This window comes from Amycolatopsis sp. NBRC 101858 (assembly GCF_030269325.1).
Classification (GTDB): domain Bacteria; phylum Actinomycetota; class Actinomycetes; order Mycobacteriales; family Pseudonocardiaceae; genus Amycolatopsis; species Amycolatopsis ponsaeliensis.
In genome coordinates, this window is sequence record NZ_BSTD01000002.1 from 77,460 (window position 1) to 96,080 (window position 18,621).

Here is an 18,621-nt window from a genome sequence, read left to right on the forward strand (position 1 = left end):
AAGTATTCCTATTAAACGTGCCCTGGTGACGGTCGCGGTCGTCACGGGCATTGCCGTGTGGCAGGCGCCCGCGGCTTCGGCGGCCGTTCCGCTGAAAGACATCACGCACCGCTACGTCGGGAGTGCGGTGGCGGCGTCGTACCTGGCGAACGAAGCCGATTACCGCACCGTGCTGACCCGGGAATTCGACAACGTGACGCCCGAGAACGAGATGAAATGGGGCACGGTCGAGGCCGTTCGCGGCCAGTACGACTGGTCGGGCGCCGACGCGATCGTCCGGTACGCGCAAACGCACCACAAGACCGTCCGCGGCCACACGCTGGTCTGGCACTCGCAGCTGCCGGACTGGGTGGCCGCGCTGCCCGCCGGCGAGCTGCGCCGCGTCCTGCGTGACCACATCACCACGGAAGTCAAGCGGTACAAGGGAAAGATCCGCGCCTGGGACGTCGTCAACGAGATCTTCAACGAGGACGGCACCCGGCGTGACACCGTCTTCCGGCAGAAGCTCGGCGACGGCTTCGTCGCGGACGTGTTCCGCTGGGCGCACGCGGCCGACCCGTCGGCGACGCTGTACATCAACGACTACAACATCGAAGGCCGCAACCCGAAGAGCGACGCGGTGTACGACCTCGTGAAGACGCTCCGCCGCCAAGGCGTCCCGATCGGCGGCGTCGGCGTGCAGGCGCACCTGTCGATCCAATACGGCTTCCCGGGGGAGTACCGCGAGAACCTGGCCCGCCTGACGAAGCTCGGCGTGGACGTGGCGATCACCGAGGCCGACGTCCGGATCCCGACCCCGCCGGACGCGGCGAAGCTCGACACCCAGGCGAGCTACTTCGACCGGCTGTGGGACGGCTGCCAGGCGGTCCGCCGGTGCGTGGAGTTCACGACGTGGGGCTTCACGGACCGGCATTCGTGGGTCCCGGACGTCTTCCCGGGCGAGGGCGCGGCCTGCCTGTTCGACGAGAACCTGCGCCCGAAGCCCGCGTACCTGCGCATCAACCCCTGACCGGGACCGGCTGCAGGCCACGGGCGGTCAACCCCGCGAGGATCCGGGGCACCGCTTCGACCGTCGCCGGGCGGCCTTCGTGCATGAGGACGATCCCGTCCGGTTCGGCCCGCGAGGCCGCGGCCTCGACCTCGTCCGCCGAGGCGCCGGCCCAGTCGCGGGTGTCGACGGTCCACAGGACCTCGGTCAGCCCGTGCCCGGCGATGGTCTGCGCGACCGCGGGGCCCGTGTCGCCGTAGGGCGGCCGGAACAACGCCGGGCGGGACCCGGTGAGCTCGGCGAGGAGGTCCTGCGTGCGCCGGACCTCCTCGTCGCGGGCAGCGGCGTCGAGGCCGGTGAGCCGCGGATGCGTCCACGTGTGGTTGCCGATCGCGTGCCCGGCCGCCGCGATCGCCCGGACCAGCGCGGGGTGCGCCGCGGCGTGCTCGCCCCACAGGAAGAACGTCGCCCGCACCTCGCCGAGCGCGGCCAGCAGCGCCGGCGTCGTCTCGGGGTAGGGGCCGTCGTCGAAGGTCAGGGCGACGGTGGTCACCGGGCCAGCGCGGCCAGCCGCTTGGCGGTCGGCCAGCGGACGTTCCACGCCCAGCCGAGCTTCTCGAACACCCAGATCACCCGGGCGGAGATGTCGATCTGCCCGCGCTGCGCGCCGTGGCGGGCCGACGTCGGGTCCGCGTGGTGGGTGTTGTGCCAGGACTCGCCCATCGACAGGATCGCCAGCGGCCAGAAGTTCGCCGACCGGTCGCGGCTGGTGAACGGGCGCTCGCCGATCATGTGGCAGATCGAGTTCACCGACCACGTGACGTGGTGCTGGAACGAGATCCGGGCCAGGCCGGCCCAGAGGAACGCGGTGAGCGCGCCCCACCACGACATCGTCAGCAGGCCGCCCAGCAGGGTCGGGAGCAGCAGGCTCACCACCACCCACACCGGGAAGAGCCGGTCGACGACGCGGATGTCGCGGTCGGCCTCGAGGTCCGGGGCGAACCGGTCGACGTTGGTCTTGTCGCGCCCGAACAGCCAGCCCATGTGGGCGTGCCAGAAGCCGCGGGCCAGTGCCACCGGGGACGTGCCGAACAGCCAGGGGGAGTGCGGGTCGCCCTCGCGGTCGGAGAACGCGTGGTGCCGGCGGTGGTCGGCGACCCAGCCGATCACCGGGCCCTGCGCGGCGAGCCCGCCGGCGATGGCCAGCGCGATCCGCAGTGCCCGCTTCGCGCGGAACGCGCCGTGGGTGAAGTAGCGGTGGTAGCCGACGGTGATGCCGAGCGTCGACACCACGAAGAACGCGCCGCCGATGGTCAGGTCGAGCCAGCTGACGCCCCAGCCCCAGAACACCGGGACGGCCGCGGCGAGCGCGAGGAACGGGACCAGCAGGAACGTGCGGATGGTGATCAGCTCGGCCACGGTCTGGCGGCCGGAGAGCACGGGTTTCGCGACGGGACGGGGCGCCTTCACGGAGGCTGTCATGCACTACTCGTTTCGATGTCATCGCACGCGGAGCGAGGTCCGGGCTCACGCGCGGGTGGCCGGGGAGCGGGAACACCCGGCGGTCAGCGGTCTGTGGTGGGCCGCACTCGTCGCCGCTCCTGCCGGCGACCGGGTTCGGCCGAGGTCGGGAGCGGGGCCGGCGGGGACGCCGGCATCCGAGGGGCTCTCGACACCACCCACGTTACAGGAATGTTGTGAACCCGCCGTGTGGCCGCGAACGAGAAAGGCCCCCGCCCCGGTGGGGGGCGAGGGCCTTCGGTGCCTCGTGGCTCAGATGACGCTCACGCGCTGGGCCTGGGGGCCCTTCTGACCCTGGCCGATCTCGAACTCCACGCGCTGACCCTCGTCGAGCGACTTGAAGCCGCTGCCCTGGATCTCGGAGTAGTGGACGAACACGTCCGGACCCCCGCCGTCCTGCGCGATGAAGCCGAAGCCCTTTTCACCGTTGAACCACTTGACACTGCCCTGAGCCATACCCATACCTACTCTTTTTTGGTGAGCCTGGACGTCCCGTTCGGACGCCCGGTCTCGGGACCATCCTCGCATCAACCGGTCCGGACTGGCCAGCCCCGGTGGTCAAACTCCCCAATCGGGGCGCAGCGGCATCCCCATGCCGCCCTCGCTGTCGGTCCGGACGCCGAGGATCTGGTGCAGTTCGATCTCGCGGCGTTCGAAGGCCAGCCGGCAGGCGGCCAGGTAGAGCGCCCACACCCGGCTGCGGCCGGCGCCCGCCTCGGCCACCGCCTCGTCCCAGTGTTCGTCGAGGTTGGCGCACCAGCCGGCCAGCGTCAGCGCGTAGTGCTCGCGGAGGTTCTCCGAGTGCCGGACCTCCAGGCCGGCGTCGTGCATGGCCGTGACGAGCTCGCCGGGCGCCTCGAGCTCGCCGTCCGGGAAGACGTAGCGGTCGATGAAGCCGCGCGAGCGGTGCGCGACGCTGGTGTCCGGGTTGGTGATGCAGTGGTTGAGCAGGCGCCCGTGCGGCTTGAGCTTGGCCGCGAGGAACCGGAAGTAGCCGGGCACGTTGCGGGCGCCGATGTGCTCGGTGAGACCGATCGACGAGATCGCGTCGAACCCGGTTTCGGTGACGTCCCGGTAGTCGAGGTGCCGGATCTCGGCGCGGTCGGCCAAGCCGAGGGAGACGATGTTCTTCTGCGCCCACTGGGCCTGCTCGCGCGAGAGCGTGACGCCGAGCGCCTCGACGCCGTAGTGCCGCACGGCGTGCGCGACCATCCCGCCCCAGCCGCAGCCGACGTCGAGCAGCTTCATCCCGGGTTCGAGGCCGAGCTTGCGGCAGACCAGGTCGAACTTGTGCTCCTGCGCCTGCTCCAGCGTGGCGCCGGCCTCCGGGTACACCGCGCACGTGTAGGCCATCGACGGGCCGAGGACCAGCTCGTAGAACCGGTTGGACACGTCGTAGTGGCTGGCGATGGCTTCGCTGTCGCGGCCCTTCGAGTGCCGGAGCGCGGTCATCCCGCGCCGGATCCGGCTCGGGTGCTCCTCGGCGGGCGGCTTGACGATCCGCAGGTGGCGGGCGCCGAGCTTGCGCAGCAGCCACAGCCGGTCGGCCGGGGTGAGCTGGTCGACCTGGGCCGAGAGCGCGCGCAGCGCCGTGTAGAGGTCGCCGGTGACGTCGAGCGCGCCCGCGACGTACGCGCGGGCGAGGCCGAGGTCGCCGGGGGAGGACATCAGGTAGTCCAGCGCCAGCGGCGAGCGCACCTGGATCGCGACCGGCGCGTCGGCCGGGCCGCTGCTGCTGCCGTCGTAGGCGCTGATCGACACGGTCGCGCGGGGGCCGAGCAGGCGCTCGAAGACCTCGCCGACCGGGGTGCTTGCCTGGGTCACGTTCGTTCCTTTCACCGGCGGCGGACACATTTCTCGTAGAGGCCGAGCAGCCGCTCGTCCGGGTCGTAGGTCCGCTTGAGCTCCCGGTAGGTTTCCCCGTTGTAGAGCCGCCAGAACTCGTCTTCGGCGTAGAAGCTGTCCGAATAGAGCGACTTGTGCCCGCCCAGCCGGGTGACTTCGCTCTCGATCATCCGGTTGTGCACGCCGTCGCGCTCACCGGGGTCGAGCGGCACGGCCGACCAGAACCCGAAGTTGACGTAGAGCGCTTCGGGGTCCAGCTCGTAGAGGGGCCAGCGGACGCCGCCGGGACGCTGCCGCAGGGGGCAGACCCAGACCGGGCTGATCGGGATCTCGCGCTCGAAGAACTCGAGGAACTCGGCGGCGCGGCCGACCGGCACCTCGATGTCCTGCACGATGGTCTCTTCCGGCGGCATCCGGCGGAGCTTGAGCAGCCGCTGCGCGATCTTGAACCGGCGGTCGAGCGCCACGGCCTTCCAGTAGACCGACGACCGCAGGAACCGGCGGCCGAGCAGCAGCCGCGGCAGCCGGTGCTGGACGCCGAACGCGCGGGAGCACCAGAACCAGTCGGTGTCCCAGCGCCAGAGGTAGTCGCGGACGGTGAGGTGGTCGGTCTCGCGCTGTTGGATCGAGCGGTAGTAGATGTCGAGCCAGGTGTAATCGCTGGTCGCCGGCGCGGTGTCGGTGAACGAGGCCAGGGTGAGGTACAGCTCGTCGGGGCCGAACACCGTGCCGTCGACGAAGTCGTGCTCGCCGCTGTCGCAGGCTTCGGCGAGGGCGCGGAAGTACGTGTCGCGGTCGTGGTGGCGGACGTGCCGGAGCTCGACGAACGGCTTCACCGGCTCGAGGACGATCTTCAGGCGCAGCGCGTAGCCGAGGGTGCCGTAGGAGTTGGGGAAGCCGCGGAAGAGGGCGGCGTGCTCGTTGCCGGGGGTGGCGACGACGATGCGGCCGTCCCCGGTGAGGATCTCCAGTTCGAGCACCGACTCGTGCGGCATGCCGTTGCGGAAGGACGAGGACTCGATGCCGAGCCCGGTGACGGCGCCGCCGAGGGTGATGGTCTTGAGCTGCGGGACGACCAGGGGCATCAGGCCGTGCGGCAGCGTGGCGTCGACGAGCTGTTCGTAGGTGACCATCCCCTCGACGTCGGCGGTGCGGCTTTCGGGGTCGACGCGCAGGACGTGCGTGAAGCCGGAAACGTCCAGTCCGGGGTGTTTCGCGGCGGCCCGGGAGCGGAAGAGGTTGGATGTCCGCTTCGCGAGCCGGACGGTGGCTTCGCCGCTGATCGCCGTGAGCTGCCTGCGCAGGTCGTCGACGCGGGCTTCGTGCTCGGGGAACGCCGGGCCCGGACGGGCTTCGGGTACCCCGGCCTGATCGATGGTCACGTCCCGATCCTGCCTCACGGCGAGGTCGGGCGCACTGTGCCGGCGGGCATGAACATCGGATCTTCGTGGTTGATCACGGCGAAGGCGGGTATCCGGGGACCGACCGCGGGGATCCCGCGGCGACCTGGGGAAAGCGAGGCGGCGTTGAGCATTCTGATCGATTTCGGGCGCGACACGGAGTTCTCGTTCGAGCGGGGGCTGCGCGGCTACGTCGCCGCGGTGGCCGGCGCGGTGGGGGTCGGGCTGGAGTCCTGCACCCTGGACACGGGAACCCCGGCGGCGGCGTACATCGCGCTCGACTGGCGCCTGACCCGGTTCCCCGGACACGACCTGGCGCTGGTCTGGGACGAGGCCCACGGCTGGGCGGCGGCGATCGAAGACCGCGACGGCGCGACGGTGTTGTCATACCTCGGCGGTTCGGTCCTGCCCGAGCCGCGCGCGGTGGTCCGGTTCCTGGCGGCGATCCGCGCCGGCGACCCGGACGCCGGAACACCCGAAGCCCCGGCGCTGCGCGAGCCGGGCGACCACGAGGAACTGCTGACGGCGCTGGCCCTCTAGCTTCGGGCAGACTGGCCTCCATGGACATGGGGGAACTGACGGCGGAGCAGGTGGTCGACCGGCTGGTGCCGCGCGAACCGCGGATTTCCCCGGACGGCCGGTGGGTCGTGTACGTGACGGCACCGGTGGGCCGGGCGGGGGAGTACCCGGTCAGCGGGTTGTGGCTTGTCCCGGTGGACGGGAGTGCGCCTGCGCGGGAGCTGGTCGGCGGTACGGCCGAGAATCGGTCGCCGCGGTGGGCCGGGGACTCGAGGTCGGTGTTCTTCCTGTCGGACCGCGAAGAGCGGGGAACGGCGCAGCTCTATCGGATCGGCCTCGACGGCGGTGAGCCCGAGCGGCTGACGGACCGGACCGCGGGCGTGAGTGGTCATGTGCCGGTGCCGGGATCGCAGTCGGTGGTGGTGATCGCACCGGATCCGGCGGAGCGAACCGGCGACCCGCGGGTCCGGACAGTCAGGCCGGGCGAAGACGAGGAAGCCCAGCCCGATCGGCCGGACGCAGCACCGGCCGCGAAGGCCGAACCGCGCCCTCCTCGGGCCTGGGACACCCGGGACCGCCCCGACCGGCTCTGGCTGCTCGACCTCGCCACCGCCACCATCCGTCCCCTCGGCGACCTCGGTGACCGGCACGTGTGCGAAGTCGCCGTCCGCCCGGACGGGTCGGCCCTCGCCGTCTTGACCTGGTCCTGTGCCGATCGGGAGCCCGGTGTCTTCGAACCCGGCCTCCACCTCGTCGACCTCGCCACCGGCGAGACCCACGACCTCGACACCCCGGCTCTCGAAGCTGCCGATCCTGTCTGGTGGCACGACGGCACCGCCTGGCACCTCGCCTACCTCGGCCTGACCCCGCCCGGCCTGATCGGCGGCACCGCGATCTTCGACGGCGACAAGAACCTCACCGATGGCCTCGAGATCTGCCCAACCGAACTCGTCCAGGTCGGCGAAGGCCCGCCGCTCGCCCTGTTCGCCGAAGGACTGGACACGACCGTCCGCCGCCTCGACGCCGCCTTCACGGAGGTCGCCCGGGTCCACGGCGCCTCCCTGAGCGCGAGCCGCGACGGCCGGGTGATCGCCGTGGTCGCGAGCACCGCAACCGAACCCGACGAGATCCACGCCGGCCCGCCCCGGCAAATGACACGCCTTACGAAACTCACGCCGGACCGCGTTTGGGGCACCCAGCACCGGCTGCACTACCGCGCCCCGGACGGCCTCGACCTCGATGGGCTCCTGATCCTCCCGCCGGGAAAGACGAAAATCGACGGCCCCTTCCCACTGGTCACCCTGGTCCACGGCGGCCCCTACGACCGGTACGCCGACCGCTTCCACCTCGGCTGGTACCCGTCGGGCCAATGGCTCGCCGCCGCCGGTTTCGCGGTCTTCCTCCCGAACGCCCGCGGCGGCCACGGCCACGGCCACGCCTTCGCGGCGAGCGTCGCCGGGGACGTCGGCGGCGCGGAGTTCACCGACGTCCTCACCGGCATCGACGTCCTCGTGCACGACGGCGTCGCCGACGAAGCCCGGCTCGGGCTCGGCGGCTGGAGCCACGGCGGGTTCTTCGCCGCCTGGGCCGTGACGCAGACCGGCCGGTTCCGGGCGGCCGTGGTCGGTGCGGGCGTCATCGACTGGCCGCTGCTGGCCGCCACCGGCGAGCACAGCCGGTTCGAAGCCGCGCTCGGCGGTGCGGAGCACAGCCCGATCACCCACGCCGCGAAGATCCGCACGCCCGTCCTCATCCTGCACGGCGAGGACGACAGCAACGTCCCGCTCTCGCAAGCCGAACTCCTGCACCGCGCCCTGGGCGAGAAGCACCACGAGTTCGTCGTCTACCCGCGCGAGAACCATTCGATTCGCGAACGCGGCCACCAGATCGACGTCCTGAACCGCTCGCGCGCGTGGTTCTCAGACCTGCTCGCCTAGCTTGAACTCGGCCTCCCCGGTGCTGAAGGAGAACCCGTCCGCGCCGATGGTGACGTCGGCTTCGCGCGGCTCGGCCCGGGCGACGACCGGCTGGACCTCGCCGGAAAGGTCCAGCACCACGGACGCGTCGGTGTACCAGCTGGGCACCACCGGGTTGCCCCACCAGTCGCGGCGCTGGTTGTCGTGCACGTCCCAGGTGATCACCGGGTTGTCCGGGTCGCCGGTGTAGTAGTCGTGCGTGTAGATCTCGATGCGGTGGCCGTCGGGGTCGCGGAGGTAGAGGTAGAACGCGTTCGACACGCCGTGCCGGCCCGGGCCGCGCTCGATCATGCCCGGCTTGCGCAGCGCGCCGAGGTGGTCGCAGATGTGCAGGATCTGGTGGCGTTCGTGCGACGCGAACGCGATGTGGTGCAGCCGCGGGCCGTCGCCGCCGGTCAGGGCGACGTCGTGCACCGTCGGCTTGCGGAACATCCATGCCGCGTACACCGTGCCGTCCTCGTCCTGGATGTCTTCGGACACGCGGAAACCCAGGCCCTCGTAGTACTTCCGGGCCGCCGGGACGTCCGGGGTGTCGAGGTTGAAGTGGTCCAGTCGCGACAGCGCGCCGGCACCGTGGACGTCGTAGCGCTGCGTGAACCGCTCGACGTGCTCGGCCGCGTGGAAGAACTCCACCGGGAACCCGAGCGGGTCGAGGACCCGCACCGCCTCGCCGATGCCGCGGGTCGCGCCGGCCGCCCGCCGCTCGACCCGGCAGCCGAGCTCGCGGTAGTACGCCTCGGCCAGGTCGAGGTCGGCGGCGCTCCGCACGCGGTAAGCCAGCACGCCGAGCGCGGGCGTGGCGCCCTTCCGCAGGACCAGCGAATGGTGCAGGTATTCCTCGAACGCCCGCAGGTACAGCGCCTCGGAGTCCTCGTGGGTGACCACGAGACCGAGCACGTCGACGTAGAACGCCCGTGCCGCCGCCAGGTCGGTGACGACGAGCTCGGCGTACGCGCAGCGGAGGACGTCCGGCGGGGTGGCGGTCATGACTGTCCTTTCCGGACGCTGCCGAACCGGGCCGTGTGCACCGGGCCGAGCGAGACGTGGATCGCCTGCTGGTGGGTGTAGAAGTCGAGTGAGCGGTAGCCGCCTTCGTGGCCGAGGCCGGACGCCTTGACCCCGCCGAACGGCGTCCGCAGGTCGCGGACGTTGTGCGAGTTCAGCCAGACCATCCCGGCCTCGACCGACTGCGCGAAGGTGTGCGCCCGCTCGAGATCCGACGTCCAGAGGTAGGCGGCGAGCCCGTACTTGACGTCGTTGGCCAGTGCCAGCGCTTCGGCCTCGGAGTCGAACGGCGTCAGCGCGACGACCGGCCCGAAGATCTCCTCCTGGAAGATCCGCGCGGACGACGGGACGTCGGCGAAGACCGTCGGCGCCACGTAGTTGCCACTGTCCGAACCGGACGGACGACCGCCGCCCGCGAGCAGCCGGCCTTCGGTCTTGCCCAGCTCGACGTAGCTCATCACCTTCTCGTAGTGCTCCGGGTGGACGAGCGCGCCGACCTCGGTGGCCGGGTCGTGCGGGTCGCCGACCACGATGTTCCGCGCGCGCTCGGCGTACCGCGAGCAGAACTCGTCGTAGATCGGCCGTTCGACGAGGATGCGGCTGCCGGCGGTGCAGCGTTCGCCGTTGAGGGAGAACACGCCGAAGAGCGTCGAGTCGAGCGCGGCGTCGAGGTCGGCGTCGGCGAACACGATCGCCGGGGACTTGCCGCCCAGCTCCATCGACATGCCCTTGAGCCCGGCCGCGCAGTTGCGGTAGATCGTCTGCCCGGTCGTGGTCTCGCCGGTGAACGAAATCAGCGGGACGCCCGGGTGCTTGACCAGCGCGTCGCCCGCTTCTTCGCCGAAGCCGTTGACCAGGTTGAAGACGCCGTCGGGCAGGCCGGCGTCGGCGAAGATCCCGGCCCACAGGCTCGCCGACAGCGGGGTGAACTCGGCCGGCTTCAGCACGACCGTGCACCCCGAGGCCAGCGCGGGCGCGAGCTTCCAGCTCTCCAGCATGAACGGCGTGTTCCACGGCGTGATCAGCCCGGCGACGCCGACCGGCTTGCGGTGCACGTAGTTCACCTGCCGCCCGGGCACCTGGTAGGTGTCGTCGGCTTGGGCGACTACGAGGTCGGCGAAGAACCGGAAGTTCTCGGCGGCGCGCTGGGCCTGCCCGAGCGCCTGGGTGATCGGCAGGCCGGTGTCGAACGTCTCCAGCTCGGCCAGCCGGGCGTCCTGGGCTTCGACGGCGTCGGCGATCTTGTTCAGCACCCGCGCACGGGCCCGCGGCAGCATCCGCGGCCACGGCCCGCCGGTGAACGCGGTGCGTGCCGCCGCGACCGCGCGGTCGACGTCTTCGGCCTGGCCGGCGGCCGCGGTCACGTACGGGGTGTTCGACACCGGGTCGAGCACGTCGAACGTCTTGCCGGAGACGCTGTCGACGAGCTCACCACCGATGTAGTGCTTCAGCTCGCCCGGCAGTCCTTCCGGGACGTAGTGGGTCATGCTTTCCCCTCCACAGTGAAGCCTTCGACCGGCGAGAGGTACTTCTCGCCGTCCGCTAGGAATCCCTTGATCCGGGCGAGACCGGTCTCGGTCGGCGTGATCAGCGGCAGCCGCACGTGCCCGGACGCGATCAGCCCGCGCTGCTCCAGCACCCACTTCCCGGGTGCCGGGTTGGTCTCGACGAACAGCAGGTCCACCAGCGGATGCAGGCCGTAGTGGATTTCCCGCGCCCGTTCGTGGTCGCCGGACTGCCACGCGGTGTACATCTCGGCGCAGGCGGCGGGGGCGATGTTGGCCGTCGCGCTCACGAATCCCGCGCCGCCGAGGGCCAGCAGCGGCAGGCAGAGCAGCTCGATCCCGGACCACACCAGCAGCTCCCGGCCGCAGAGGTGCAGCACGCGGGAGAAGTGCTCGAAGTCCTTCGTCGTCTCCTTGATCCCGACGAAGTTGTCGCAGGAGCGGTAGAGCTTCGCGACCGTCTCCGGCGCGAGGTCGACGGCGGTCCGGCTGGGCACGTTGTAGGCGACGATCGGCAGGTCGGGGAACTCCCGGCAGACCGTGCGGTACCAGACGAACAGCGCGTCCTGCGTCGGCCGGGCGTAGTACGGCGTGATGACGAGGGCCGCATCGATCCCGGCGTCGCGCGCGGCCGCGGTCAGCTCGAGGGTCTCGTCGAGCTTCGCCGAGCCGGTCCCCGGGAGGAACGGCACGCGGTCGCCGACTTCGGCGGCGACCGTGCGGATCGCCTCGGCGCGTTCGGCGACGGTCTGCGAACCCGGCTCGCCGGTCGAGCCGCCGATCGAGATGCCGTGCGTGCCCGAAGCGAGCTGCCAGCGCACGAGGTTCTTCAGGCCGTCGTGGTCCACCGCGCCGTCGGCCGTGAACGGCGTCATCAGCGGCGCGATCGACCCGCGGATGGCCTGGGGGTCGGAGCGGAAGCGCATGGGGTGCCTTTCTGCGTCAGGGATGGCGGTGGGCGAGGAACGCGTCGAGCGTCGCCAGCCGGTGGGCGCGGACGGCCTGTTCGACGTCGGCCGCGGGAGCGCCGTCGCCGAGCAGGCCGAGGATCTGCTCGTGCTCGGCCACGGACTGCCGGGCCCGGCCGGGCACGAAGCTGAACGTCGAGGTGCGCAGCCCGCTGAGCCGGTCCCAGCCGCGCCGGACCAGGTCGAGGACCTGCGGGTTGGGGCAGGCGCCGAACAGCACGGCGTGGAAGTCCCGGTTGAGCGCGGTGAACCGGGCCGGCTCGAAGTGCCCGAGGCAGTCGGCCAGCTCGGCGTTGAGCGCCCGCGCCCGGTCGAGCGCGCCGGGCGGCAGGTGCGGCGCGGCCAGCGCCGCGGCGTAGCCCTCGACCAGCGCGAGGGTCTGCATCGTGTGCTGGTACTCGCTTTCGTCGACCATCGCGACCTGCGCGCCGACGTGGCGTTCGAACGTCACCAGCCCTTCGGCCTCCAAGAGCCGGATCGCCTCGCGGATGGGGACCACGCTGACCCCCTGCTCCTGGGCGAGCTGGCCGAGGACGAGGCGGTAGCCGGGGGAGAAGGTGCCGTCGGCGATCCGGGCCTTGATCCACTCGTAGGCGATCCGCGACTTGCTCAGCGCGGTGCCGTTCACCGTTTCGCGAGCCATGCGGCATACCTCCCGCGCCAGTGCTCGTCCATCGGGTAGAGCCCTTCGACGCGCTCGCCCGCGGCGACCTGCTCGGCGATGAACGTCTCCTGCCGCTCCTGCTCGATCGCCGCGTCGGCGACCTCCTCGACGAGGTCCGGCGGGATGACCAGAACGCCGTCGCCGTCACCGACGATGACGTCGCCGGGGCAGACGGCCGCGCCGCCGCAGGCGATCGCGACGTCGACGTCCCACGGCACGTGCCGGCGGCCGAGCACCGCCGGGTGCGGCCCGGCGTGGTAGGTGGGAATGTCCAAAGCGGACACCGCGGCGAGGTCGCGGACCCCGCCGTCGGTGACGATCCCGGCGGCGCCGCGCACCTGGGCCCGCAGCGCGAGGATGTCGCCGACCGTCCCGGTGCCGCGTTCCCCGCGGGCCTCCATCACGAGGACGTCGCCGGGGCCGAGGCCGTCGATCGCGCGTTTCTGCGCGTTGTAGCCGCCGCCGTGCTTGCGGAACAGGTCCTCGCGGTAGGGCAGGTAGCGCAGGGTCCGGGCGCGGCCGGTCAGCCGGGCGCCCGGCCGGGTGGACGTGAGCCCGTCGATCGACACCGCGTCGTAGCCGCGCTTGCGCAGTTGCGCGGAAAGGGTTGCGGTGCCGACGGACTCGAGCTTCTCACGCAGTTCCGGCGTCAGCTCGAAGCCTGGTTCGGCGGTGCCGTGAGCGTCCGCCCGCTGCCGGTCGTCGGCGCGGGGGAGGGCGCCGTACGGCGCGAACGGGACGGTGCCTTCGGTGATCGGGGTGACCAGCCGGCCGGTGGTGTGCCCGGCGGTGTCGACCTCGACCTCGACGACGTCGCCGGGGATGGCGACCGACGCGCCCGCGGGCGTGCCGGTCAGGACGACGTCGCCGGGGTCGAGGGTGATCAGCTGGGAGAGGTCGGCGACCAGCCGGCCGAAGCCGAACAGCAGGTCGCCGGTGGTGTCCTCCTGGACCAGTTCGCCGTTGAGCCAGGTGCGCAGCCGCAGCGCGGCGGGGTCGACGTCTGCCGCGGGCAGGACCGCCGGGCCGAGCGGGGTGAAGCCGTCGCCGCCCTTGGAGCGCAGGTTGCTGCCCTTGTCGGCGTAGCGCAGGTCGTAGACGCCGAAGTCGTTGGCCGCGGTGACGCCGCCGACGTACGACCAGCCGTCTTCGAGGGGCACGCGGCGGGCGGTGCGGCCGATGACCAGCGCGATCTCGCCTTCGAAGCCCAGCAGCTCGGTGCCGGCCGGGCGTTCGAGCGCCGACCCGCTCGCCGCCACGGAAGTCGGCGGCTTGAGGAAGTACGACGGCTGCTCCGGGACGCGGCCGCGCTGGGCGGCGCGGGAGCGGTAGTTGAGGTGCAGCGCGATGATCTTGCCGGGCCGCGTGATGCTGGTCATCCGGGGTTCCTGCCTGCCGGTGCGGGAAGATATTTCAAATAATATACGATCGACGGCCGAGGGAAACCCCCGTTCACCCGCCGTAGTGCAGCCACACGGACTTCGTCTCGGTGTAGGCGTCGAGGGCCCACGGCCCCATCTCGCGGCCCCAGCCGGACGCCTTGTAGCCGCCCCACGGCGCGGCCATGTCCGGGACCGGCGGCATGTTGACGAACACCGCGCCGGCCCGGATGCCGTCCGCGTAGCGCTGGGCGGTGCGCAGGTCGCGCGTCCACACCGTCGCGGCGAGCCCGTACTCGGTGTCGTTGGCGCGGGCCAGGAGCTCGTCGCCGTCGTCGTAGGCGGTCACGGCCAGGACCGGGCCGAAGATCTCCTCGCGCATGATCGCCATGTCGTCGCGGACGCCGGCGAACAGCGTCGGGGCGTAGAAGTAGCCGTCGCGCTCGACCGGGTTCCCGCCGGTGACCAGCTCGGCGCCCTGCTCGCGGCCGGTGCCCACGAGGAAGTCGACGTGCTCGCGGTGCTTCTCGGACACCAGCGGGCCGAGCTGCGTGGTCTCGTCGGTGCCGGGGCCGATCCGCAGGCCGTCGAGGCCGCGGGCGAGCTTGTCGACGAACTCCTGCTCGCGCCGGCGATCGACATAGAACCGCGTGTACGCGGCGCAGACCTGGCCGGTGTTGAGCGTCGCCCCGGCGAGGTTGCCCGCCACAGCGGCGTCGAGGTCGGCGTCGGCCGCGATGATGCTCGGGGCCTTCCCGCCGAGTTCGAGGGTGAGCCGCTTGAGGTTGGACGCCGCGCTCGCCGCGGTGATCAGCTTCCCGACGGCCGTCGAGCCGGTGTAGGAGACGTGGTCGACGTCCGCGTGTTCGGTCAGCAGGGCGCCGACCGCGCCGTCGCCGGTGACGAGGTTGACCACGCCGGCCGGGATCCCGGCTTCGTGGACCAGCTCGACCAGCCGGATGCTGGTCAGCGGCGTGACTTCGCTGGGCTTGATCACCACGGTGTTGCCGGTGGCCAGCGCGGGCGCGAGCTTCCACGCGAGGATCATCAGCGGGAAGTTCCACGGCGTGATCAGCGCGTTCACCCCGACCGGCTCGCGGCGGGTGTAGTGCAGGGTGTCCGGGAACGACACCGGGTTCGTCGTGCCCTGCAGCTTGGTCACCCAGCCCGCGAAGTAGCGGAAGTGCTCGGCCGCGCCGGTGACGCTCACCTGCCGGGACACGCCGATCGGCTGCCCCTGGTCGAGCGTTTCCAGCCGGGCCAGCTCTTCGTGGTGCTCCTCGACGAGGTCGGCCAGGCGGAACAGCAGCGCGGCGCGGCGGACCGGCAGGAGCCCGGCCCACTCCGGCGTGCTCAGGGCCCGCCGGGCGGCCGCGACCGCGGCGTCGACGTCGGCCTTCGACGCCGTGCCGACCTCTTCGAGCACGCGGCCGGTGGCCGGGTCGAGCGTCGGGATCGTCCCGCCGCCGGCCTCGGTCCACTGGCCGTCGATGCACAGGCGTGTCGCCATCCCGGGTTCCTCCTCGGCCTTGGGTGAGCCGAGTATCGGGCGCCGGGGCGCCGCGGGTCTTGTCCGCTCACGCATGCCCGTTGACCGACGGCGAAGGAACGCGCTCCACGGCCCGGGACGCACGTCAGGCTGAAGCGCATGGACGTGATCGTGGTGGGCGCCGGCTCGGCCGGCTCGGTGGTGGCGCGACGGCTGGTGGACGCGGGTGCGGCCGTGACGCTCCTGGAAGCGGGCGGCCCGGACGGGAACCCCGCCATCCACGACCCGGCCCGGGCGGGGGAGCTTTGGCACGGACCGGAGGACTGGGACTTCCACACGGTCCCGCAGCCGCACGCGGCCGGCCGGCGGCTGCACCTGCCGCGGGGCAAGGTGCTCGGCGGGTCGCACGCGCTCAACGCGATGATCTGGGTCCGCGGCGCCCCCGCCGACTACGACGGCTGGGGCCTGCCCGGCTGGACGTGGTCCGACGTCGTGCCGGTGTTCGAGCGGATCGAGAAGGACCTCCTCGAGATCGTCCCGAACGAGCCGCTGCACCCGGTTCAGCAGTCCATCATGGACGCTTGCGTTTCCGTGGGGTTGCCTTCGAATCCGGACTACAACAGTGGTTCTCTGGACGGCGTTTCGGTCCAGCAGGTCACCCTGCGGAACGGTCGGAGATTCAACACCTGGCACGCCTACGGTTCTCCGGTGGCCTCGCGGATGACTGTCCACACGGGAGCTTCGGTGCACCGGTTGCGGTTCTCCGGTTCGCGCGTCACGGGCGTGGTGGCGTCCCTCGAGGGATCGGTGCGGGAGCTGTCGGCGGACTTGGTGGTGCTCGCGGCGGGTGCGCTGGCGTCGCCCGCGATCCTGCTGCGCAGCGGTGTCGGCCCGGCCGACGAGCTGGCCGCGCTCGGCATCGACGTCGTCGCGGACCTGCCCGGGGTGGGGCGCAACCTCCACGATCATCTCCTCTCGCCGGTGATCTTCGCGACGGACGAGCCGGTCGTGCCGGTGCCGGGCCGCTCGGTGACCCAGGTGCACTGGTTCTGGCGCAGCCGCCCGGGCCTGGCGGTGCCGGACACACAGCCGATCTGTTTCAGCGTCCCGATGTACGAGCCGTGGATGTCCGGCCCGCCGACGGGGTTCTCGCTGATGGCGGGCATGGTGACGCCGGAGAGCCGGGGAAGCCTGCGGCTGGCCCCGGACGGCTCTCCGTTGATCGACTTGGGCGCGTTGTCCTCGCCGGCGGACTTCGAGAGCCTGGTGGCGTCGGTGGAGCAGTGTTCGGCGGTGGGGCGGGCACCGGCGCTGGCCTCGGAGTGGGGCGCGCGGCAGTTGTACCCCGCCCCGGAGGACGACGTCCGGGAGTACGTCCGCCGGACGGCGATCACGTACCACCACCAGGTCGGCACGTGCCGGATGGGAACGGACGACGCGGCGGTGGTGAGCCCGGAACTGGCGGTGCACGGCCTCGACGGGCTCGTCGTCGCGGACGCATCGGTGCTGCCGCGCGTGACGACCGGCAACACCAACGCCCCGGCGGTCTTGGTGGGGGAGCAGGCCGCGAAGTTCATCCTGGCAGGATGAGCAGCCGGCGCAGCCACGAGGACCGCGCCGCCAACGCCGCCCGGGTCACCTCCGACTCCGGCGCGAAGCGGTCGAAGCCGTGGTGCGCGTCCGCCCAGACGTGCAGCTCCGCCGGGACTCCCGCCTGAGCCAGCCGCTGTGCGTACGCCACGTCTTCGTCGCGGAACAGCTCCGCGCCGCCCACCTCGACGAACGCCGGCGGCAGCCCGCCGAGGTCCGCCATCCGGGCCGGGGCCGCGTACGGCGAGGTCCGCCCGTTCAGCAGGCTGCGCCAGCCGAAGTCGTTGGCCTCGCGGGACCACACGAGTCCCGGGAGGTCCGCCGACGTCCGGTCGTCGAGCATCGGGCACAGCAGCAGCTGACCCGCCAAAGCCGGGCCGCCGCGGTCGCGGGCGAGCAGCGCCACGCCCGCGCTCAGTCCGCCGCCCGCACTGCCACCACCCACGATCAGCTTCTCGAAACCGAAGGCCGAGGCGAACCACACGAGACCCGCGTAGCAGTCTTCGAGCGGGGCGGGGTGCGGGTGCTCCGGCGCGAGCCGGTACTCGACGGTCGCCGCGACGAACCCGAACTCCTCGATGAGCGCCACCAGCCGCGGCAGGTCGGCGAACCGGTCGTCCATGACCATGCCGCCGCCGTGGATGCTGTACAGCCCGGGTGCGTCCGGCCGCGCGAGCCGGGGCCGCAGCACCGTGACGACCATGCCCCCGTCGAGGACGTGGTCCGCCCACACGATGTCCCGGTCGCCGATCGCCTCCGTCGGCGTGAGGTTGCGGATCGCCGCCCGGACCGCCGGCAGCGTCGAAGCGGACAGCTCCGGGGTCACGGCCCCTCCGGATCGACGGCGTCACGGTCCGCCCAGAACGGCTCGACGAGCGAGCGCAGGGCAGTGGCGCCCTCCCGCTCCACCACCGCGACCGCCGCCAGGTTGTCGGAAAGCTGCTCGGCACTGGTCGCGCCGAACAACGTCGTGGTGTTCGCCGGGTGGGTGAGCGTGAAAGCCAGGCACAGCTGCGCCGGTGTCACCCCGAGGCTCGACGCGACCTTCGAGAGATCGGACGCCGAGTCCGCGATCCGCTGCCGGACGTCCCCCGGGTCCCGGCCGATCTGCCGCCCGCCCTTGCCGAGCAGCACGCCGCCCTCGAAGACGTCCGACGCCTGGAGCGAAATCCCCAGCGAGAACACCGAGGCGAACGGCGATCCGTCCGGAATGGACCGACGCGCGACGCTGTACTTGAGCTGCGCGATCGCGGGACCGGGCGCTCCCTCGGCGAGGGCGATGTCGTGCACCGCGCGGACCGCGCCGGCCGACCAGTTGTTCACGCCCCACTGGCGGATCAGGCCTTCGGCCCGCAACGCGGCGAGCTCGGCGACCAGAGCGGGCAGCTCGGTGTCGTCGCGCCGCAGGTCGCCGAGGATCACCAGGTCGGCGTGCGCCACCCCGGCCCGGAACAGCGCGTTCTCCAGCTGTGCCCGCAGGCTCTGCTCGGGATATCCCTCCAGCCACAGCTTCGCCGACAGCTGGTAGTCCTCCCGGCGCAGGCCCGCGGCCCGGACCATGGCGGAGAACAGCACGTCGGTGAACACCGGCGGGCTGCCCGGGAAGCCGTACACGCCGACGTCGAACAGCGTGATGCCGGCGTCGACGGCGGTCCGCAGCAGCGTGACCGCGTCGCGGAAGTCCATCCGGTCGTACGTGTGCCAGGAACCGAGGGACAGGACGCCGGTGAGCGGGCCGTCGCGGCCGATGCGGCGCTGGGGGATCGTCACGA

At 71.8% G+C, this 18,621-nt stretch carries 17 protein-coding genes; 4 read left to right on the forward strand and 13 right to left on the reverse strand.

The annotated features are described in order from the left end of the window. Positions 1-25 precede the first annotated feature (25 nt). Positions 26-1,009 (forward strand): endo-1,4-beta-xylanase, encoded by a 984-nt coding sequence (locus QSK39_RS13600; protein WP_285478083.1) that lies wholly within the window; start codon positions 26-28, stop codon positions 1,007-1,009. Here the strand turns inward: QSK39_RS13600 and QSK39_RS13605 are convergent. The 5 genes from QSK39_RS13605 to QSK39_RS13625 all read right to left on the reverse strand — a co-directional run bounded on the left by QSK39_RS13605 (position 999) and on the right by QSK39_RS13625 (position 5,736). After that, positions 999-1,541: a polysaccharide deacetylase family protein gene (locus QSK39_RS13605; RefSeq protein WP_285478084.1), complete on the reverse strand. Its 543-nt coding sequence runs from the start codon at positions 1,539-1,541 to the stop codon at positions 999-1,001. The two genes, QSK39_RS13600 and QSK39_RS13605, sit on opposite strands and share 11 nt — an antisense overlap. After that, on the reverse strand, positions 1,538-2,470 hold the full coding sequence (locus QSK39_RS13610; RefSeq protein ID WP_285478085.1) for an acyl-CoA desaturase: 933 nt from the start codon (positions 2,468-2,470) through the stop codon (positions 1,538-1,540). The genes QSK39_RS13605 and QSK39_RS13610 overlap by 4 nt, the downstream gene beginning before the upstream one ends. Positions 2,471-2,761: 291 nt before the next feature. Further along, positions 2,762-2,965 carry a cold-shock protein gene (locus QSK39_RS13615; protein WP_004558414.1) on the reverse strand — a complete coding sequence of 68 codons (204 nt, stop codon included), beginning with the start codon at positions 2,963-2,965 and terminating at the stop codon, positions 2,762-2,764. A gap of 102 nt (positions 2,966-3,067) precedes the next feature. Next, positions 3,068-4,363: an SAM-dependent methyltransferase gene (locus QSK39_RS13620; protein ID WP_285478087.1), complete on the reverse strand. Its 1,296-nt coding sequence runs from the start codon at positions 4,361-4,363 to the stop codon at positions 3,068-3,070. Then, the gene (locus QSK39_RS13625) at positions 4,345-5,736 is read right to left on the reverse strand and encodes an FAD-binding oxidoreductase (protein WP_285478088.1); all 1,392 of its coding nucleotides are present in this window, start codon (positions 5,734-5,736) and stop codon (positions 4,345-4,347) included. Before QSK39_RS13625 ends, QSK39_RS13620 begins: the two co-directional genes overlap by 19 nt. Before the next feature lie 144 nt (positions 5,737-5,880). Here QSK39_RS13625 and QSK39_RS13630 point away from each other — a divergent pair, with 144 nt between their 5' ends. Together QSK39_RS13630 and QSK39_RS13635 are read left to right on the forward strand one after the other, a co-directional pair. After that, positions 5,881-6,294 carry a DUF6292 family protein gene (locus QSK39_RS13630; protein ID WP_285478089.1) on the forward strand — a complete coding sequence of 138 codons (414 nt, stop codon included), beginning with the start codon at positions 5,881-5,883 and terminating at the stop codon, positions 6,292-6,294. A gap of 20 nt (positions 6,295-6,314) precedes the next feature. Continuing rightward, positions 6,315-8,210, forward strand: coding sequence for a prolyl oligopeptidase family serine peptidase (locus QSK39_RS13635; RefSeq protein WP_285478090.1), 1,896 nt, complete (start codon positions 6,315-6,317; stop codon positions 8,208-8,210). Here QSK39_RS13635 and hpaD read toward each other — a convergent pair. The 6 genes from hpaD to QSK39_RS13665 form a co-directional block, all read right to left on the reverse strand. After that, positions 8,193-9,236 (reverse strand): 3,4-dihydroxyphenylacetate 2,3-dioxygenase, encoded by a 1,044-nt coding sequence (gene hpaD / locus QSK39_RS13640; RefSeq protein ID WP_285478091.1) that lies wholly within the window; start codon positions 9,234-9,236, stop codon positions 8,193-8,195. The two genes, QSK39_RS13635 and hpaD, sit on opposite strands and share 18 nt — an antisense overlap. Next, positions 9,233-10,741, reverse strand: a complete 1,509-nt coding sequence (gene hpaE / locus QSK39_RS13645) for a 5-carboxymethyl-2-hydroxymuconate semialdehyde dehydrogenase (protein ID WP_285478092.1) — start codon at positions 10,739-10,741, stop codon at positions 9,233-9,235. The genes hpaD and hpaE overlap by 4 nt, the downstream gene beginning before the upstream one ends. After that, a complete protein-coding gene (gene dapA / locus QSK39_RS13650) occupies positions 10,738-11,685 on the reverse strand; it encodes a 4-hydroxy-tetrahydrodipicolinate synthase (protein ID WP_285478093.1) in 948 nt (315 codons plus the stop codon). Before dapA ends, hpaE begins: the two co-directional genes overlap by 4 nt. Positions 11,686-11,701: 16 nt before the next feature. Next, positions 11,702-12,370: a GntR family transcriptional regulator gene (locus QSK39_RS13655; RefSeq protein WP_285478094.1), complete on the reverse strand. Its 669-nt coding sequence runs from the start codon at positions 12,368-12,370 to the stop codon at positions 11,702-11,704. Further along, a complete protein-coding gene (locus QSK39_RS13660) occupies positions 12,352-13,770 on the reverse strand; it encodes a fumarylacetoacetate hydrolase family protein (protein ID WP_285478095.1) in 1,419 nt (472 codons plus the stop codon). The genes QSK39_RS13655 and QSK39_RS13660 overlap by 19 nt, the downstream gene beginning before the upstream one ends. 73 nt (positions 13,771-13,843) lie before the next feature. After that, positions 13,844-15,280: an aldehyde dehydrogenase family protein gene (locus QSK39_RS13665; protein ID WP_285478097.1), complete on the reverse strand. Its 1,437-nt coding sequence runs from the start codon at positions 15,278-15,280 to the stop codon at positions 13,844-13,846. A gap of 138 nt (positions 15,281-15,418) precedes the next feature. Between QSK39_RS13665 and QSK39_RS13670 the strand changes: the two genes are divergently transcribed. Further along, positions 15,419-16,849 (forward strand): GMC family oxidoreductase, encoded by a 1,431-nt coding sequence (locus QSK39_RS13670; RefSeq protein ID WP_285478098.1) that lies wholly within the window; start codon positions 15,419-15,421, stop codon positions 16,847-16,849. Here QSK39_RS13670 and QSK39_RS13675 read toward each other — a convergent pair. After that, positions 16,833-17,675, reverse strand: a complete 843-nt coding sequence (locus tag QSK39_RS13675) for an alpha/beta hydrolase (RefSeq protein WP_285478099.1) — start codon at positions 17,673-17,675, stop codon at positions 16,833-16,835. The two genes, QSK39_RS13670 and QSK39_RS13675, sit on opposite strands and share 17 nt — an antisense overlap. Then, the gene (locus QSK39_RS13680; RefSeq protein WP_285478100.1) at positions 17,672-18,619 is read right to left on the reverse strand and encodes an aldo/keto reductase; all 948 of its coding nucleotides are present in this window, start codon (positions 18,617-18,619) and stop codon (positions 17,672-17,674) included. Before QSK39_RS13680 ends, QSK39_RS13675 begins: the two co-directional genes overlap by 4 nt. Positions 18,620-18,621: the final 2 nt, after the last annotated feature.

Coding starts and splice junctions, on each gene's coding strand:
- QSK39_RS13635 (WP_285478090.1), top strand. CDS start 6,315: ATGGACATGGGGGAACTGACGGCGGAGCAGGTGGTCGACCGGCTGGTG.
- QSK39_RS13665 (WP_285478097.1), bottom strand. CDS start 15,280: ATGGCGACACGCCTGTGCATCGACGGCCAGTGGACCGAGGCCGGCGGC.
- dapA (WP_285478093.1), bottom strand. CDS start 11,685: ATGCGCTTCCGCTCCGACCCCCAGGCCATCCGCGGGTCGATCGCGCCG.
- QSK39_RS13660 (WP_285478095.1), bottom strand. CDS start 13,770: ATGACCAGCATCACGCGGCCCGGCAAGATCATCGCGCTGCACCTCAAC.
- QSK39_RS13655 (WP_285478094.1), bottom strand. CDS start 12,370: ATGGCTCGCGAAACGGTGAACGGCACCGCGCTGAGCAAGTCGCGGATC.
- QSK39_RS13615 (WP_004558414.1), bottom strand. CDS start 2,965: ATGGCTCAGGGCAGTGTCAAGTGGTTCAACGGTGAAAAGGGCTTCGGC.
- QSK39_RS13610 (WP_285478085.1), bottom strand. CDS start 2,470: ATGACAGCCTCCGTGAAGGCGCCCCGTCCCGTCGCGAAACCCGTGCTC.
- QSK39_RS13620 (WP_285478087.1), bottom strand. CDS start 4,363: ATGTGTCCGCCGCCGGTGAAAGGAACGAACGTGACCCAGGCAAGCACC.
- hpaD (WP_285478091.1), bottom strand. CDS start 9,236: ATGACCGCCACCCCGCCGGACGTCCTCCGCTGCGCGTACGCCGAGCTC.
- QSK39_RS13670 (WP_285478098.1), top strand. CDS start 15,419: ATGGACGTGATCGTGGTGGGCGCCGGCTCGGCCGGCTCGGTGGTGGCG.
- hpaE (WP_285478092.1), bottom strand. CDS start 10,741: ATGACCCACTACGTCCCGGAAGGACTGCCGGGCGAGCTGAAGCACTAC.